Here is a 14663-nt window from a genome sequence, read left to right as displayed (position 1 = left end):
CCGATGGAAAGAGACCACCATGCCCGTCACCGGCCCCGACTTCATCTCACTCCAGACCCGCGACCTCGCGGCGTCCCAGGCGTTCTACGAGCGGTACCTCGGACTCGTGCGCTCACCCGCGGGCCCGCCGCACGCCGTCGTGTTCGAGACGACACCCATCGCCTTCGCACTGCGAGACATCGCGCCCGGCACCGACCTCGACCGGGTCGATCAGCCCGGGATCGGTGCGGCGATCTGGTTGCACGCGACCGACGTGCAGAGCATCCACGACGCTCTCTCCGCCAACGGCCACACGATCGTCGCAGCCCCGATCGACGGTCCGTTCGGTCGCACCTTCACGTTCGCCGACCCCGACGGATACCGCATCACGCTGCACGACCGCGCCTGAACGGTTGCGGTCACCCTCTTCGCCCCGGGCGTTGGGAGCTCTCGCGGACGAGGATCTGCAGGGGCAGGCGCACGGTCATCGGCTCGGCGTCGGGCTGTTCGAGGCGCCGCGCGAGCAGCTGCACGGCGGCGCGACCGAGGTCGATCATCGGCTGGCGAACGGTCGTGAGCGCCGGCCGTGACAGCGCGGCGGCCTCGAGCCCGTCGAAGCCGGTGACCCTCACATCGTCGGGCACGCGGATGCCCGCCGAGCTGAACGCATCGATCGCGCCGAGAGCCATCTGATCGTTGGCCGCGACCAGCACGGACGGTGCACCCCGGGCGATGAGCTGCTCAGCGGCGGCATGACCCGCCGCGCGGGTGAAGTCGCCGCGCACCACGGTCACGTCGTCGATCGCGAGCCCCGCCTCGGCGACGGCGGTGGCGAAGCCCTCCCACCGCTGCGCACCGTCAGGGGAATCCTCGGGGCCGCCCAGGAACGCGAGACCTCCGGGGTCGGACTCCGCGAGCACGAGGCGAGTGAGTTCGGCCATGGCCTCGGCGTTGCTCACCGTCACGTGGTCGTAGTCATCGCCGCGCGCAGGGCCGGAGAGGACCACCACGGGGATGCGTCGTGCGAGGCGGGCGAGCACGTCGTCGGGAACACTCTGCGCGAGCACCATGAGTCCGTCGACCCGGCCGGCGATGTCGCGCACGGTCTCACGGGTGGGGTCATCACGGCCGACGCCGATCATGAGGACGAAGCCCTGCTTCCACGCCTCGAGCTCGGCGCCGCGCAGCACCTCGTCGAGGAAGAGCATGGTCGGCTGCGGCGCGCCGGACTCCGCAGCCTCACGCTCGACCGTGAAGGGCGGCGGCGCCGATGGCGAATCCGCGAGAACGTCGAGCAGCGGGGCGTCGTCCGACGCGTCGAAACCGGGGAAGTAGAGCCCGATCACCCCTGTGCGTCTCTCGGCCAGCCCACGGGCGCTGCTGCTGGGCACGTAGCCCAGCTCGGTGACCGCATCGAGCACACGCTCACGTGTCGCCGGACGCACAGCATCCGGCTGCCGCAGCACACGCGAGACCGTGGCGATCGACACTCCGGCGCGCTCCGCGACGTCGTAGACGGTCGCCTTCTTGCTCACGCTGGGTCCTCCTCGGAATGGCTGTGCACCAGGGTACCTGCGGACATGCGGGCGATGAGGGAGCCGTGAGGGCGGACGCTGATCTCGCCGGGTTCGCGGCCGCGGGTCTCGGTCGTCCCAACCTCCAAGCCGGCGTCGGCGAGGAGTTCACCCAGCACCTCGGCAGACCAGAAGTAAGCCGGGGCGACCGCATGCGCGAAGGGCTCGCGCGGCTCGCCGTCGAAGAACCCGAGCAGGAGGCTGCCGCCGGGGGCGAGCACGCGAGCGAACTCGCCCAGGATCCCGGGAAGGTCTTCGGCTGCGGTGTGGATGAGCGAGTACCAGGCGAGGATGCCGCCGACCGACCCGCTCTCGATCTGCAGATCACGGAACGAGCCGAGATCGAATGCGATGTCGGGATGCCGACGCCGCGCCGTCTCGATGAACTCCGCCGACAGGTCGACGCCACGCACCTCGCGGCCATCCTCGGCGAGGAACCCGGTCCAGTGCCCCGGCCCGCACCCGGCATCCAGCAGCAGACCCTGCGTGTCGTCGCGCCACCGGGCGATCGCCGCCGCATCGCGAGCATCCATCTGCTCGACCGCGCCGGCCAGCGCGACGTACTCCTCAGCACGAGCGTCGTAGGCCGCCGCGATCGCGGCATCCGAGGCGTCGCGCATCAGCGGGCGGCGAGCGCTGCCTGGTACAGATCGCGGGAGGAGAGTCCAGTCGCCGCGGCGACCTCAGCACATGCCTCCTTCAGGCGGACGCCGGAGGCGACGAGCCGCTGCACCTGCACGAGAGCATCCTCCGCCGAGGACGCCCGAGGCGCGGCGCCCTCGACGACGAGCACGATCTCGCCCTTGACCCCCGCTGACGCCCACTCGACGAGCTCAGCCGCGGTGCCGCGACGCACCTCTTCGTAGAACTTGGTGAGCTCGCGGCACACCGCGATGCGTCGGTCCTCGCCGAAGACCGTGCCGACATCGGCGAGCGCCGATGCCAGGCGGGCGGGCGATTCGAAGAAGACCATCGTGCGGGGTTCGGTGGCGAGAGCGCGAAGCGTCGATCGCCTCTCCCCCGGCTTGCGCGGCAGGAAGCCCTCGAACGTGAAGCGGTCGGTGGGCAGCCCCGAGATCGCGAGCGCCATGATCACGGCACTCGGGCCGGGGATCGCCGTGACGGTCACGCCCTGCGCGACCGCTTCGGCGACGAGCGCGTACCCCGGGTCGCTGATCGCGGGCATCCCGGCATCGCTGACGACCACGATGTCCTGCTCCACGGCGAGCGCCGCGAGCTCGGCCGACTTCTGCTTCTCGTTGTGATCGTGCAGCGCGATCAGCCGCGGTCGATTCGTGATCTGCAGCGCCTGGAGCAGGCGCCCGGTGGTGCGGGTGTCTTCGGCGACCACGACCTCGGCGTTCTCGAGAACCTCGATGAGGCGGCGGGACGCATCCCCGAGGTTTCCGATCGGGGTGGCGGCGAGGATGATCACCCGCCCAGCTTAGGCGGGCGTCCGACCGCCCGTTGTCTAGGCTGGAGCGGTGACCGCGCCCCTGCCCCTGATGCCCCCGCCCGAGCAGAGGCTGACGCGCTACGGGCAGCTGCGCGACCGGCTCCTGCAGCACCCCGACTGGGGACGGATGCTGCGCTGGTTCGCGCCCTTCATCGTCACGGTCGTGGCCGCGGTGCTGCGTCTCATCAATCTGGGTCACCCGCATCAGCTCGCCTTCGACGAGACGTACTACGTCAAGGACGCGTGGTCGCTGTGGACCCTGGGCTACGAGGGCTCCTGGGGTGAGAACGCGAACGAGGCGTTCATCACCCTGCAGCAGCTGCCGCTCGCCGACAACGGCTCGTTCGTCGTGCACCCGCCGCTGGGCAAGTGGCTGATCGCCCTCGGCATGTCGATCGGCGGGCCCGACAACACCGTGGGCTGGAGACTGGCGACCGCGCTGCTCGGCACCGCCACCGTGCTGCTCGTCTACCTGGTCGCGCGCCGCCTGACCGGCTCGATCGTCGTCGCCACCGTCGCCGCCTCGCTGTTGGCGATCGACGGTCTGAGCATCGTGATGAGCCGCACCGCGCTGCTCGACGGACCGCTCACGTTCTTCATCATGCTCGGCGCCCTGTTCATCCTGATCGACCGCGATCGCACGATCTCCGCGCTCGAGAGGCCCGATGAAGACACCCCCGAGCGGCTCTGGGGACCGGTGCTCTGGCGGCGACCGTGGGTGATCGCCGCCGGTGTGGCGCTCGGCGCCGCCTGCGCCGTCAAATGGTCTGGCCTCTACGCGCTCGCAGCCTTCGGCCTCTATCTCGTCGTGACCGATGCACTCGCCCGCCGCCGCGCCGGGGTCGTGCTCTGGCCGAGCTCAGCGGCCTTCCGCCAGGGCCCCGTGTCGTTCGTGCTGCTGGTGTTCCCCGCATTCGCCACGTACCTCGTGAGCTGGACCGGATGGCTCGTGACCGACGGCGGGTATGCCCGTGACAGCGACCCGAATCCGCTCATCGCGCTGTGGAACTATCACCAGTCGATCCTCAACTTCCATGTCGGACTGAACAGCGGACACCCCTACGCGAGTGCGGCGTGGGAGTGGCCGCTGCTGCTGCGCCCGACGGCCGTGTGGGTGGGCACTGATCCCGCACCCTGCGGGGTCGACCACTGCATCGCCGTGATCTCGACGATTCCGAATCCACTGATCTGGTACGCGAGCATCGTGGCCGCCGGGTACCTGGTCTACCGTCTCGTGCGCGCCTGGATCACGCGCCGACCGATCACTCCCGCGCTGACCTTCCCGCTGGTGGGACTCGCCGCGACATACATTCCCTGGCTGCTGTTCCCCGAGCGCACGATCTTCCAGTTCTACACGGTGGCGATGGCGCCCTTCCTCGTGATCGGGTTGGCCGTCGTGCTGCGGATGATCGCAGGCCGACGTGAAGACCCGCTTCATCGACGGCAGGCCGGGGAGCGCACCGTGATGGTCTTCCTCGTGGTCGTCGTGCTGGTCTCGGCGTTCTACTACCCCGTGTGGACAGGCATGAGCGTGCCGTACGACTTCTGGCTCGTGCACAACTGGCTGCCCGGCTGGGTCTGACCCGCATCACCGGGAGGCGCGTGTCAGCCTGTCCTGCGCGTCAGGCGCGCGACGATCAACAGCGCCGCCGTCAGACCGATGGTCAGCAGCAGCTGCACCCGGGCCGCCTCGTCGGTCATCGAGAGCGCGATGACCCCCGCGAGCAGCACCGGGCACAGCCACGACAGCCAGGGGAAGCCCCACATGCGCATCGGCATCTCCTCGCCTGAGCGATCGGCGCGACGGCGGAGGATGATCTGCGACACCGCCGTGGCCGACCAGATGATGAGCACGGTCGACCCCACGATGTTCAGGAGCACCGGGAGGACCACATCGGGGAACCCCCAGTTGAGTCCCACGGTGATGAACCCGAACGAGACCGAGGCGAGCACCGCCACCATCGGCACACCCCTCGCAGTGGTGCGCGTCGCCGCCGTCGGCGCGAGGCCCCGCTCGCCGAGGGAGTACGCCATGCGCGACGCACCGTAGATGTTCGCGTTCATCGCCGAGAGCAGCGCGATCACGACGATGAGGTCCATCACCAGACCGACACCGGGCACGTGCAGCGTCTCGAGCACCGCCGAGAAGGGGCCGTCCGCGACAGCCGGATCGTTCCACGGCAGCACCGCCACGATCACGAAGATCGAGCCGACGTAGAAGATGAGGATGCGCACCAGCACTTCACGGACGATGCGGCGGATGTTGCGCGCGGGGTCGTCGGATTCGGCAGCGGCGATCGCGACGACCTCGGTGCCGCCGAACGCGAACATCACGACCAGGAGGGCTGCCGCGACACCGGCGATGCCGTTCGGGGCGAACCCGCCGTTGTCGACGAGATTGCCGATGCCGGTCGCCGGCACGCCGGGGAAGAGACCGACGATCGCGCACACGCCGACCACGAGGAAGGCGATGATCGCGGCGACCTTGATCGCCGCGAACCAGAACTCGAACCGGCCGTAGTTGCGCACCCCGAAGAGATTCACCGCGGTCAGCACCACGACGAACACGAGCACCCAGACCCAGGCGGGGATGCCCGGCATCCGGGCGGCGACGATGCCGGCGGCACCGGTGGCCTCGGCCGCGATGACCACGACGAGCTGGATCCAGTAGAGCCATCCGACCGCACTGCCCGCGCTTCGTCCCATCGCCCTCTGCGCGTACGAGCTGAAGGCGCCGGAGCTCGGGCGGGCGGCGACCATCTCGGCCAGCATCGCCATGACCAGCACCACGATGCCGCCGGCGACGAGATATGAGATGAGCACCGCCGGACCGGCCATGCCGATCGCCTGGCCCGACCCCACGAACAGCCCGGCGCCGATCGCTCCGCCGAGCCCCATCATCGAGATCTGGCGACGGGTGAGACCCCGATGCAGACCCCTGGTCGTGGTCGTGGTGGTGGGAACCTCGGTCATGCGTGTACCTCCTGCGGTGCGGTCTCAGCCTACGATCTCCTCATGGGCGCTCCATCCGGCTTCGAGTTCGTCGTGCGCGGCGACGAGGTCGTCATCAGACACCACGGCGCGACAGCGACGGTGCTGAGAGGCACGAGGGCGAGCGAGTTCCTCACTCAGGCCGAGCAGGGCGACCCGCAGATGCTGATGGCGCGGGTCACCGGCAACTACCGACGTGGCAACGAGCGCACCGCGCGACAGCATCCGCGACACGCACGCTGAACCCCATCAGCGCGCGAGTGCCAGCTCGGCGGGATCGCTCACCGGCAGCCGGCACACGAACGACCGGCAGTCGAACGCCTGCTCACCGGCGCCTGCTTTGCCTTCGAAGAGCTCGAACCCGGCATCGGCGAAGGCACGCGCCTGTGCCGGCGAGACGATCGCGACGACATCCGCATCGGCACCGCGCGCAGCGGAGGCCAACGCACCGTCCGGCAGCTCCGTGACGACCACGAGCTGCCGCGGAGCATCGACGAGCCCTGCGGCGACGCGCAGCAGACTGCCGTGCGCGAACGGCTGACCCACGGCCGGGGCGGCGTGCTCGCGCACCCTCTGAGCTGCCGCGTCGCGGTACCGGTCGCCGGCACCGAGCAGCCACGCGGTGAGGGATGCCGAGGCGACGGCCGAGGCTTCCGACGGAAGATCACCGTCGGTCTGATCGGGCGCGGTCGCGATGCCGTTCTCGGCCAGCAGCGGGTCGCCGGCGAGGCCGGTGAGAGCATCGTCGAGCAGCGCACGCCCCTCGACGGCCCAGGCCACGTCGCCGGTGGCGAGGGCCAGCGCGAACAGGCCGTCGGCGAGCAGCGCGACGTCGGCCGTCGTCGCCACCGCCGACGACGCGGTGCCGTCGAGCGACGCCCGCACCAGCGCGCCTGCGGCATCGCGATTGACCCGGAGCACATGATCGGCGGCCTCGACCGCAGCCTGCACCCACGCGGGTTCTGCCAGCGCCACGCCGGCGCGCGCGAGCGCCGCGATCGCGAGGCCGTTCCAGCCGGTGATCACCTTGCCGTCGACCGCGGGGGGCTCGAGATCTGCCCTCTCGACGACCGGGCGCAGATAGTATCCGCCCTCGCTGCGCTCCCCGTCGATCCACGACTCCGAATCCTGGGCGGCCCCGAATCCCCCGCCACTGCGGCGCAGAGTGCGGAGCATGAACGTCGCGATCCCGCGCACGGTCTGCACATCGCCCGCGTTCAGCGCGATGAGAAGCAGCTGCGCGTTGTCGGTCAGCATGCGCTCGTAATGCGGCACCGTCCAGTCCCGCTGCGTGGCGTAACGGAAGAAGCCACCGTCGTCGTCGCGCAGAGCGGATGCCGTCATCGCGGCGAGCGCCCGCTCGGCGGCGGCCGCGGCATCCTGAGCCTCGCGACGGACCAGCGGACTCTGCAGGAAGCCCAGGGTGGTGGCCACCGGGAACTTCGGTGCACCCCCGAAGCCGCCGAACTCCCGATCCTCACGCGCGGCGATCGCCCGCGCGGCTGTCGCGATCGCGGCGTCGTTCGGCAGATCGGACGGGGTGACGGCCGCTGCCTGCGCGAGCGCCGCCGTCACAGCATCGGCCGATTCCTCGGCCTGCGCCCGTCGCACCGTCCATGCCTCGTGCACGGCTGCGAGCACGTCACGGAACGCCGGAAGCGGCTGCCGTGCGACCGGCGGCCAGTAGGTGCCCGCGTAGAAGGTGCGGCCCCGTGGCGTCGCGAACACCGTGAGTGGCCAGCCGAGGTTCTGGGTGAAGGCGGAAGCTGCCGCCATATAGGCACCGTCGACGTCGGGATGCTCTTCACGGTCGACCTTGACGGCCACGAAGTTCTCGTTGATCGCAGCCGCCGTCTCGGGATCGGCGAAGGACTCACGAGCCATGACATGACACCAGTGGCAGGTCGAGTACCCGATCGAGATGAGCAGAGGCACCTCGCGACGCTCGGCCTCGGCGAACGCCTCCGGCCCCCACGGATACCACTCGACAGGGTTGTCCGCGTGTGCGCGGAGGTAGGGGCTGAGCGTGTCGGCGAGCCGGTTCGTCATACCCTCACGCTACGCGGATGCGGCGTGTGTGGGCCGGTCAGGAGACGAGCAGTGGCTCGACGGGACGCGAGGCGGCGTATCCGACCAGAGGCAGCGCACGCTCTGCGGCCAGCGCGATCCGCGCCTGCAGCACCTCGGAGGAGATCACGTAGCCGTCGAAGTCGGTGTTGCTCGCGTACACGCCCACCGGCAGTGTCAGCGCCTGGAAGAAAGCGAACAGCGGGCGCAGCTGGTGCTCGATGATGAGCGCGTGCCGTTCGCCGCCGCCGGTCGCGGCGAGCAGCACCGGCTTGCCGACGAGCTCGTACTGACCGACGAAGTCGAACAGATGCTTGAAGAGTCCGGTGAACGAGGCCCGGTAGACGGGGCTGCCCACGATCAGCAGGTCGGCCTGCTCGATGGCCACGAGCTTCTCCTCGACGCGTGCGGGCAGCTGATCACGGCTCAGCGCCCCGGCGAGCGAGGGGCCGATGTCCGTCAGCTCGATGACCTCGATCTCGACCTCGGCGCGGTCGGCGACAGCACCGGCGATCGCACGGATCAGAGCCGTGGTCTTGCTGGGTTCGTGCAGGGAGCCGGACACGGCGACGACACGGTAGGGAGCTGTCATGCGGTCGACGCTACTCACGACGACGCCCCGTGTCGCGAGAAGCGACACGGGGCGTCATCTGTCGAAACGGAACGCCTCAGTTGAGGTCGTTCGGGTGCGCACCCACGCGGCCCGAGCCGTCGAGCGGGTCGAGCGCGTCGATCGCCGCGATCTCGGCATCGGTCAGCTCGAAGCCGAACACATCGAGGTTCTCGCGCAGTCGCTCGGCGCGCACCGACTTCGGGAAGACGATGAACCCCTTCTGCAGGTGCCAGCGCAGCACCGCCTGGGCCGGGGTCACACCGTGTGCGGCGGCGGCGTCGGCGATCGCCGGGGTGCCGAACAGGTCGTACTTGCCCTGACCCAGAGGACCCCAGGACTCGATGCGGATGCCGCGCTCGGTCGCCCAGTCGACGATGTCGCGCTGCTGGTACGCCGGGTGCAGCTCGATCTGGTTGACCGCGGGGGTGACGCCCGTCTCGGCGACGACGCGCTCGAGGTGCGGCACGAGGAAGTTCGAGACGCCGATGCTGCGCGTCAGGCCCGCCTCGCGGATCTCGACGAGCGACGCGAACGCGTGCACGTAATCGTCCTTGGCGGGGGTCGGCCAGTGCACCAGATACAGGTCGACGCTCTCGAGGCCGAGCTTCTCGAGGCTCTCGGCGATGGCCTTCTGGGGCTCGTCGTCGTGGTGGCGGTCGTTCCACAGCTTGGTCGTGATGAAGAGTTCGTCGCGCGCGATGCCGGATGCCGCGATCGCCGCGCCCACGCCCTCCTCGTTGCCGTAGATCGCCGCGGTGTCGATGTGGCGGTATCCGATGGCGAGCGCTTCGCTCACGGCACGCTCGGTCTCGTCGGCCGGCACCTTGAAGACGCCGTAGCCGAGCTGGGGGATGGAGTTGCCGTCGTTCAGTTCGAGTGCAGGAATCGTCATGCATCCAGCCTAGAAGCAGTAGGGGCCGGTGGGGTCGCCATGGCTGTCGCTGCCCTGCCCACCAGCTGCTCGAGCGGGCCACGACCCACGAGGATCGACCACAGCGTCGTCGCGAGCAGCAGCATGATCGCGGTGCCGGCCCAGAACTCGTTGCTCGAGAAGAAGCCACCGGGCCCGCCGATGAGCGCCGTCGACAGCACATGCGCGCTGTACGCCGACAGCGGCATCGAGCCCAGCGCTGCGAGCGGCAGCAGGATCCAGCGCAGCGGACGGCTGAGCAGCAGGCACAGCGCGATGACGACGAGCGCGAACCCACCGGACCCCAGGATCTCGGCCGTTCCTCCCGAATGCGCCTCGACACCGAAGATGCCCGCGAGAACCGCACCGATCGGGTCGCCGTCGGCGACGGCATCCGGATACGTGCTCCACCCCGTGCTGATCGTCGTCGACGCCGTGTTCGCCCCGCCGCCGATTCCGGCGACCGCTCCGATGAGACCGAGCCCGTAACCGACGACCACGAGTCCGAGTCCGACCACGAGCGCCACTGCAGCGGTCTCGACTCGCTCGACGTGGAGCCGGCCCAGCGCCATCCCGGCGAAGACGAACGCGAGCCAGACGGTGATCGGGTACGAGCCGTAGAGCACCAGGTCGATGCCGGGACCTGACGGATGCAGCGTGAGCACCGCCAGCAGAGCGAGCAGCGCCGGCCCCGCGAGCGTGAGGATGCTCGCGGCGAGCAGCAGCTTCGCCGGGGCCCAGCGCAGGAAGGGGATCACCGCGACGTAGAGCAGGCCGTACAGCGTGAGGATCACCGCGATCGGGGTGTTCAACAGCTCGAGAGTCAGACCGATCAGGAAGATCACGGCACCGCGCCCGACCAGCTGCAGACGGATGCTCGGGATCCGCGCCGGGTCGGGACCGGAGCTGCGCCCCGTCATGAGGGCGATGGAGACACCGGCCAGCAGCGCGAACAGGATCGACGATCGCCCGTTCACGAGGTCGGCCCACGTCGACGGCTCGAACGCGTCGAACGACTCGGACACCCCGATGTGCGCACCGGCCATGCCGAGGATCGCGAGGCCCCGTGCGACGTCGAGTCCGAGGATGCGCGGCGCGCGTCCGAAGTCGTGGAACCACTGGCTGGGGCTGTGCACGACGGTCATCCGACGATCGTAGAGGCCGAACCCGTCATACGATGGAGGGCTATGTCCTCCCCCGTCATCTCATATCCCGCCGAGCTGCCCGTCAGCGCCGCCCGGGAGGAGATCGCCGACGCCATCCGCGACCATCAGGTCGTCATCGTCGCGGGCGCCACGGGGTCGGGCAAGACGACCCAGCTGCCGAAGATCTGCCTCGAGCTCGGGCGCGACCGGATCGCGCACACGCAACCCCGCCGTCTCGCGGCGCGCACGATCGCGGAGCGCGTCGCCGAAGAGCTGCAGGTCGAGCTCGGCACGCTCGTGGGCTACAAGGTGCGCTTCACGGACAAGGTGTCGGACGACACGCGCATCGCGCTGATGACCGACGGCATCCTGCTCAACGAGATCAACCGCGACCGTCTGCTCCGTCGCTACGACACCATCATCATCGACGAGGCTCACGAGCGCTCTCTCAACGTCGACTTCCTTCTCGGATACCTGGCGAGGCTTCTGCCCGAGCGCCCCGACCTCAAGGTCATCATCACGTCGGCGACGATCGATCCCGAGAGCTTCGCCGCGCACTTCGCCGCGGCCGACGGGACGCCGGCCCCGATCATCGAGGTGTCGGGACGCACGTATCCCGTCGAGATCCGGTATCGCGGCCACGAGGAAGAGCAGGAAGAGGGCGACGAGGTCACCGCGATCGTCGCGGCGCTCCGCGAGCTCGACCGCGAGGCCCCGGGCGACGTGCTGGTGTTCCTACCGGGAGAGGCAGAGATCAGAGACGCGGCGGATGCCGTGCGCGGCGCCTACTCGAAGGATCGCTCCCCCACCGAGGTGCTGCCCCTCTACGGGCGACTGTCGGCAGCCGAACAGCACCGTGTGTTCGAGAAGAGCCGCGTCGCCGGCGTCCGCAGACGAGTGGTGCTCGCCACGAACGTCGCCGAGACCAGTCTCACCGTGCCCGGCATCCGCTATGTGATCGACACCGGCACAGCGCGCATCTCGCGCTACAGCAGCCGGTCGAAGGTACAGCGTCTGCCCATCGAGGCGATCTCGCAGGCCTCGGCGAATCAGCGCTCGGGCCGTGCCGGCCGAACGAGCGACGGCATCGCCATCCGCCTGTACAGCGAAGAGGACTTCGACAGCAGGGCGGAGTTCACCGAACCCGAGATCCTGCGCACGTCTCTCGCCTCGGTGATCCTGCAGATGCTGTCGCTCGGTTTCGGCGACATCACTGCCTTCCCCTTCCTCACCCCACCCGATTCGCGCGGGGTGAAGGCGGCGTTCGATCTGCTCACCGAGCTCGGGGCGGTGCGCCCTTCGACAGGCTCAGGGACCCACGCGCTCACCCGCATCGGGCGGGACATCTCCCGCATCCCGATCGACCCGCGTTTCGCACGCATGCTGATCGCTGCGGGGAGTTCCGGCGGCACCGATGTCACGCGCGACGTGCTCGCGATCGTGGCGGGCATGTCGATCCAGGACGTGCGCGAACGCCCCTCGCAGGAGGCACCGCAGAGCGTGCGCGATGAGGCGGACCGCATGCATGCGCGTTTCGCCGATCCCACGAGCGACTTCCTGTCGATCCTGAACCTCTGGAACCACCTCAGGGAGCAGCAGCGCGAGCTGGGGTCCAGCGCCTTCCGCCGACTCTGCCGATCCGAGCATCTCAATTACGTGCGAGTGCGCGAGTGGTTCGACGTGCACCGTCAACTCCGCGGGCTGGTGAAGGTGAAGGACGGATCCGGCACGGCCGACCCCGATGCGATCCACCGCGCCCTGCTCGCCGGCCTTCTGTCGCAGATCGGCATCCTCGACGAACGCCAGACGGGCAAGGGCGTCGATCCCAAGAAGAAGCGCATGGCCGAGTACCGCGGCGCCCGCGGCATCCGCTTCTCGATCTTCCCCGGCTCTGCCCTGCGCAAGAAGAGCCCGCAGGCCGTGATGGCCGCCGAGATCGTCGAGACGTCACGCACGTATGCGCGCACGGTCGCGGCGATCGACCCCGCCTGGGCCGAGGCGCTCGCGGGCGACCTCGCGAAACGTCAGGTCACCGAGCCGCACTGGTCGAAGGATGCCGGGGCTGCCGTCGCCTACGAGAAGGTGACGCTGTTCGGCGTCGAGATCATCCCCCGCCGGCGCGTGCAGTTCGCGCGGATCGACCGCCCGGCGTCACGCGAGATGTTCGTGCGGCACGCGCTCGTCGAGGGCGAGTGGGACCCGACGCGCATCGACAAGCGCGCGAGCGCCTTCTGGCGCAGCAACGCCGAGCTGCGCAAGCGCCTCGAGAAGCTCGAGGAGCGCGAGCGCCGCCGCGACATCCTCGCCGGCGACGAGGCCGTCTTCCGCTTCTACGAGGAGCGCATCCCCTCCGACGTCTTCGACGTGCGCTCGTTCGAGAAGTGGTGGCGCGAGCAGCTCGCCGCCACGCCGAAGCTTCTCGTCATGCGCGAGGGCGACCTTCTCGACGACGAGAGCCGCGCGGATCAGAACGAGTTCCCGACCCGGTGGACGCAGGGCGATCAGGTGCTCGGCCTCGCCTACCGCTTCGAGCCGGGCGCAGCCGACGACGGCGTGAGCGTGGTGATCCCGCTCCCCCTGCTCGCGCAGATCGAGGACCGCGGCTTCGACTGGCAGGTGCCGGGGCTCAGGGCCGAGCTCGTCACCGGTCTGCTGCGCGCACTGCCCAAGGCGATCCGACGTCACGTCGTGCCCGCCGCCGACTGGGCCGACAAGTTCGGCGTCGAGCTCACAGGGCAAGGCCCCGAGTCGCACGGCGGCCTGCCGAACCGCACCCTCAAGGAAGCGCTGGCCCGCCTCATCCAGCCGCTCGCGAATCAGCTCGTCTCGGCAGCCGACTTCGACGACGACCGGGTGCCCGCACATCTGCGCATGAACTTCCGCGCCGTCGACGAACGCGGTCGCGTCGCCGGGTCGAACCGCGATCTGAGTGCGCTGCAGACAGAGCTCACCGACCGCGCCCGCAGCAGCGTGGCCAGGTCGATCGCGGCACCGCCCCGCCGCACCGGGCCCTCGCAGGGGCCGCAGCCGGCGGCCGTCACCACCTCGATCGAGCAGGACGGCCTCACGACCTGGGCCTTCGGCGATCTGCCCGAGGTGCTCGACACCCGCGTCGCGGGCGGAGTCGTGCGCGGCTACCCGGCGATCGTCGACCAGGGCAAGACCGTCTCGGTGCGGGTCGAGTCGACGGCGGATGCCGCGGCCGCGGCCACTCGCTCCGGCGTGCGGCGGCTCGTGCTTCTCGGCGTGCCCTCGCCGTCGTCGTACGTGCAGCAGCACCTCACCAGCCAGGAGAAGCTCGCGCTCGCCGCCTCGCCGTACCAGTCGGCGGCGGCCCTCATCGAGGACTGCCGCGCCGCCGTGGTGCAGGGCGTCATCGATCGCACGGCACCCGGCGGGATCGTTCGCACCGAGGCGGAGTTCACCCGGGTGCGCGACACCGTCTCGGCATCTCTCGTCGACGACCTGTTCGCGTGCGTCTCGCTCGTGGCTCGCATCCTCACCACGTCGCGAGCGGTCGAACGCGGTATCAAGTCGCAGAACTCGCTCGCTCTGCTCGGGCCGCTGAACGACATCCGCACCCAGCTCGCAGGTCTCCTGCATCCGGGATTCGTCTCGGCCGCCGGCGTCGACCGCCTCACGCACTTCCCCCGCTACCTCGACGGAATGCTCGAGCGTCTGAAGACCCTGGCCAGCGAACCGGGCAAGGACCGCACCCGCATGAGCGAGTTCGAGCGCATGGCCAAGGTCTTCGAGGATGCCGGCGGCACGATCCCGCTCGCCCCCGGTGCGCCGGCGGCTCTCGTCGAGACGCGGTGGCTGCTCGAGGAGTATCGCGTGAGCGTGTTCGCCCAGCGCCTCGGCACCGCGCAGCCGGTGTCGCCACAGCGCATCATGAAGGTGCTGACGGCACGGGGGTAGCCTGAGG

General features: G+C 69.8%; 12 protein-coding genes. 4 read left to right on the top strand and 8 right to left on the bottom strand.

The features are described 5' to 3' along the window. Positions 1 to 19: 19 nt before the first annotated feature. A complete protein-coding gene (locus ACZZZN_RS03530; RefSeq protein WP_463503843.1) occupies positions 20 to 388 on the top strand; it encodes a VOC family protein in 369 nt (122 codons plus the stop codon). Between the two features lie 10 nt (positions 389 to 398). Here the strand turns inward: ACZZZN_RS03530 and ACZZZN_RS03525 are convergent, their stop codons facing one another. The 3 genes from ACZZZN_RS03525 to rsmI are packed head-to-tail and all read right to left on the bottom strand — an operon-like array spanning position 399 to position 2988. Continuing rightward, positions 399 to 1514 (bottom strand): LacI family DNA-binding transcriptional regulator, encoded by a 1116-nt coding sequence (locus tag ACZZZN_RS03525; RefSeq protein WP_463503842.1) that lies wholly within the window; start codon positions 1512 to 1514, stop codon positions 399 to 401. Beyond that, positions 1511 to 2173: a class I SAM-dependent methyltransferase gene (locus ACZZZN_RS03520; RefSeq protein WP_463503841.1), complete on the bottom strand. Its 663-nt coding sequence runs from the start codon at positions 2171 to 2173 to the stop codon at positions 1511 to 1513. Before ACZZZN_RS03520 ends, ACZZZN_RS03525 begins: the two co-directional genes overlap by 4 nt. Next, positions 2173 to 2988, bottom strand: coding sequence for a 16S rRNA (cytidine(1402)-2'-O)-methyltransferase (rsmI, locus tag ACZZZN_RS03515; RefSeq protein ID WP_463503840.1), 816 nt, complete (start codon positions 2986 to 2988; stop codon positions 2173 to 2175). Before rsmI ends, ACZZZN_RS03520 begins: the two co-directional genes overlap by 1 nt. A 49-nt stretch (positions 2989 to 3037) precedes the next feature. Here rsmI and ACZZZN_RS03510 point away from each other — a divergent pair, with 49 nt between their 5' ends. Next, on the top strand, positions 3038 to 4591 hold the full coding sequence (locus ACZZZN_RS03510) for a dolichyl-phosphate-mannose--protein mannosyltransferase (protein WP_463503839.1): 1554 nt from the start codon (positions 3038 to 3040) through the stop codon (positions 4589 to 4591). Between the two features lie 23 nt (positions 4592 to 4614). On the opposite strand, the gene ACZZZN_RS03505 is transcribed toward ACZZZN_RS03510, so the two are convergent. Then, on the bottom strand, positions 4615 to 5982 hold the full coding sequence (locus ACZZZN_RS03505; protein ID WP_463503838.1) for an amino acid permease: 1368 nt from the start codon (positions 5980 to 5982) through the stop codon (positions 4615 to 4617). Between the two features lie 42 nt (positions 5983 to 6024). On the opposite strand from ACZZZN_RS03505, the gene ACZZZN_RS03500 reads away from it, so the two are divergent. After that, the gene (locus ACZZZN_RS03500) at positions 6025 to 6243 is read left to right on the top strand and encodes a hypothetical protein (RefSeq protein WP_463503837.1); all 219 of its coding nucleotides are present in this window, start codon (positions 6025 to 6027) and stop codon (positions 6241 to 6243) included. A gap of 6 nt (positions 6244 to 6249) precedes the next feature. Here the strand turns inward: ACZZZN_RS03500 and ACZZZN_RS03495 are convergent, their stop codons facing one another. From ACZZZN_RS03495 to ACZZZN_RS03480, 4 genes are all read right to left on the bottom strand, one after another. Next, positions 6250 to 8049: a thioredoxin domain-containing protein gene (locus tag ACZZZN_RS03495; RefSeq protein ID WP_463503836.1), complete on the bottom strand. Its 1800-nt coding sequence runs from the start codon at positions 8047 to 8049 to the stop codon at positions 6250 to 6252. A gap of 37 nt (positions 8050 to 8086) precedes the next feature. Continuing rightward, positions 8087 to 8659: an FMN reductase gene (gene msuE, locus ACZZZN_RS03490; protein ID WP_463503835.1), complete on the bottom strand. Its 573-nt coding sequence runs from the start codon at positions 8657 to 8659 to the stop codon at positions 8087 to 8089. Positions 8660 to 8735: 76 nt separating this feature from the next. Next, positions 8736 to 9572 (bottom strand): aldo/keto reductase, encoded by an 837-nt coding sequence (locus tag ACZZZN_RS03485; RefSeq protein WP_463503834.1) that lies wholly within the window; start codon positions 9570 to 9572, stop codon positions 8736 to 8738. Further along, on the bottom strand, positions 9569 to 10735 hold the full coding sequence (locus ACZZZN_RS03480) for a heparan-alpha-glucosaminide N-acetyltransferase domain-containing protein (RefSeq protein WP_463503833.1): 1167 nt from the start codon (positions 10733 to 10735) through the stop codon (positions 9569 to 9571). The genes ACZZZN_RS03485 and ACZZZN_RS03480 overlap by 4 nt, the downstream gene beginning before the upstream one ends. A gap of 42 nt (positions 10736 to 10777) precedes the next feature. On the opposite strand from ACZZZN_RS03480, the gene hrpA reads away from it, so the two are divergent. Further along, positions 10778 to 14656 (top strand): ATP-dependent RNA helicase HrpA, encoded by a 3879-nt coding sequence (gene hrpA / locus ACZZZN_RS03475; protein ID WP_463503832.1) that lies wholly within the window; start codon positions 10778 to 10780, stop codon positions 14654 to 14656. The last annotated feature ends 7 nt before the right edge of the window (positions 14657 to 14663 follow it).

The sequence above is a fragment of the Microbacterium sp. AC145 genome, from assembly GCF_979258505.1.
This window is presented reverse-complemented; position numbering and strand designations above follow the sequence as displayed.